General features: G+C 37.6%; 3 protein-coding genes and 1 pseudogene. All 4 read right to left on the reverse strand.

Annotated features, from left to right (window positions below; all coding sequences use genetic code 11):
- Positions 1–318, reverse strand: a pseudogene (locus AC1DRF_RS24660) (Hsp20/alpha crystallin family protein); the annotation flags it as partial.
- A gap of 51 nt (positions 319–369) precedes the next feature.
- Entirely contained in the window at positions 370–612 is a 243-nt protein-coding gene (locus AC1DRF_RS24665) for a spore germination protein (RefSeq protein WP_013057626.1), read from the reverse strand.
- Between the two features lie 107 nt (positions 613–719).
- On the reverse strand, positions 720–962 hold the full coding sequence (locus AC1DRF_RS24670; RefSeq protein WP_013057625.1) for a spore germination protein: 243 nt from the start codon (positions 960–962) through the stop codon (positions 720–722).
- Between the two features lie 143 nt (positions 963–1,105).
- Positions 1,106–1,885, reverse strand: coding sequence for an STAS domain-containing protein (locus AC1DRF_RS24675; RefSeq protein WP_097825173.1), 780 nt, complete (start codon positions 1,883–1,885; stop codon positions 1,106–1,108).
- Between the last annotated feature and the right edge of the window lie 192 nt (positions 1,886–2,077).

Below are 2,077 nucleotides of genomic sequence, written 5' to 3' on the forward strand. Positions count from 1 at the left end.
ATGATAGACTTTAATGCTTGATACAATATCGCGGTTAGGGATTTTTAGCTGCACAATGCATTCATCTAATGTATTGATGACGTTTGAATCAAATCTTCTTGGCTTTTGTCCATGACCTTCAGTTCCCATATCCTGCTGTTCTTTCATCATGTCTTGGGCTTGCTTAAAGAATTCATTTCCTTGCATAAAATCCGGAAAAGAATGGGACATGGTAGAAGAAATCATTTGCTGAATATACTTATTCATGTCTTTAGATGCCATTCCTTTTGGGATATTTTCCATCATTCCTTTAAAAGGAGACTTTCCAAATGGAAACATATTTACACACCTCCTTGTAATGTGCCAAGTAAAACGACAAAATTGTTAAAGCTAAATTTGATTTCCAATTGGAGCTGAAGGGTTTGCAATTTGATCTTGATCACTTACATCAGGATCTAACACGCCCGTATTCATTTGAGAGCAAGTAGGAGAGAAGTTACCTAAAGAGAAATTCGCTCCGTTAAACTTGGAGTTCGCCGTGTGACTGTTTTGAATGGTGGAACCAAAATCAATATTTGCGTTTTGCGTGACACCGTTTGTTACGATATTAAAAACGTTAATTTGAAGAGGCATAAAGAGACTCCTTACTGTTTTTATTCATTCTACTCCAACGGTCTATTGCGTTCAGAGAGAATGTATTCACCGTTTGTCGTCATGCTGTTGACAAGCATTGCCCTATATCACTGCTGATAACCATTGACATGATCAACGTTTGCAATATCTGTTTGGTCATTTGTATCAGGATCGATATAAATGTTTCGCATTTTCGAGGAAGCAGGTGAGACATCGCCATAAGAAGAGTTCGTACCAGTGGATTTTGAATGAGCCGTGTGACTGTTATGGAGTGCTTCGCCAATGTTGACAGAACCGTTGCTTGAGATACTGTTGATCTTTAAATTATAAATGTTAATAACACTTGGCATACGCTCTCACCCTTTTCTATGGTTGATTAATGTATCCTATGATGATAAGTGCCTAAACGTTCACAATTCCTCATAACTAAAATCGCCTTTTCCGATTGAAGGAAAAAGCGATTGAGAGAGGATTACTTAATGATATGATGGGCTTATGAAATGGGTGCAATACGATAATTCTTTTTTTCTAAAATGTAAGAGATGCTTTGTTGGACAGTGGAAAATGTTCGCCAATTAAACTGAAAATCTACAAGCGAAAGAGCCATTTTTGAAGAAAGACCAACAATAAGGCAAGTGGTACCAATCAAACGCAAAGCATCGTGAAGCGTGTTAATATAATAACCGTGTTCTTCATCTAACGAATGAAGGGAAGATAAATCAATAAGCAAATAGCGCGCCTGTTCTTTTACAACTGCCTCCAATACCGTTTCAGTTAGCTTCTTACCACGTTCTATATCCATCTTACCGGTAATGGGCACAGCTAAAACCTCGTCCCATATTTTTAATAAAGGTGTGGACAAATCCTCAATTAACCGTTCTTTTTCAAGCTCTGCTTCGGCTTGATCTGTAAAGTCTAATAGCATAAGCAAGTAGCCATAACGCTCGCCGTCTTTTGTATCAATAGGGTGAATCACAGCTTCTGCTACGTATTGACTGCCAATCGTTATACGCGTTCGGTAGGTTGTATGAAGAGAGGTGAGTAATTTTTCCGCTTCTTCAGAATTGGAATGAAAGAAGTCCATATGCTTTCCAATTAACTCTTCGATATGAGATAACTGGTAGATTGGGAGTACTGGCTGGAGTGTTTCAATTGCTCTTGCATTCATCCACTGCACACGATAGTCTTTATCTGCAATGATCATGGTTTCTTGAATATTTTCTAAAATCAAATGGCCATTAAGCTTTTGTGGAAGTCGTCCAATTCCATTCATTCTCCATCTCTCCTTATGTGTGTATTAAGTTTATGTACATCTACTTTATATTTTACAGTGAAAAGAATAAAGAAGGCTATAAGAAATTTATTAACGTGTATAGGGATTATGGTATGTAAAAAAACGTTGGAGTAAGCACTCGATTCAATTAAAAAACTCCCCTGTGCAAAAGGGGAGTGCACCTTACTCATA

It is taken from the genome of Priestia sp. P5_B4, assembly GCF_056400385.1.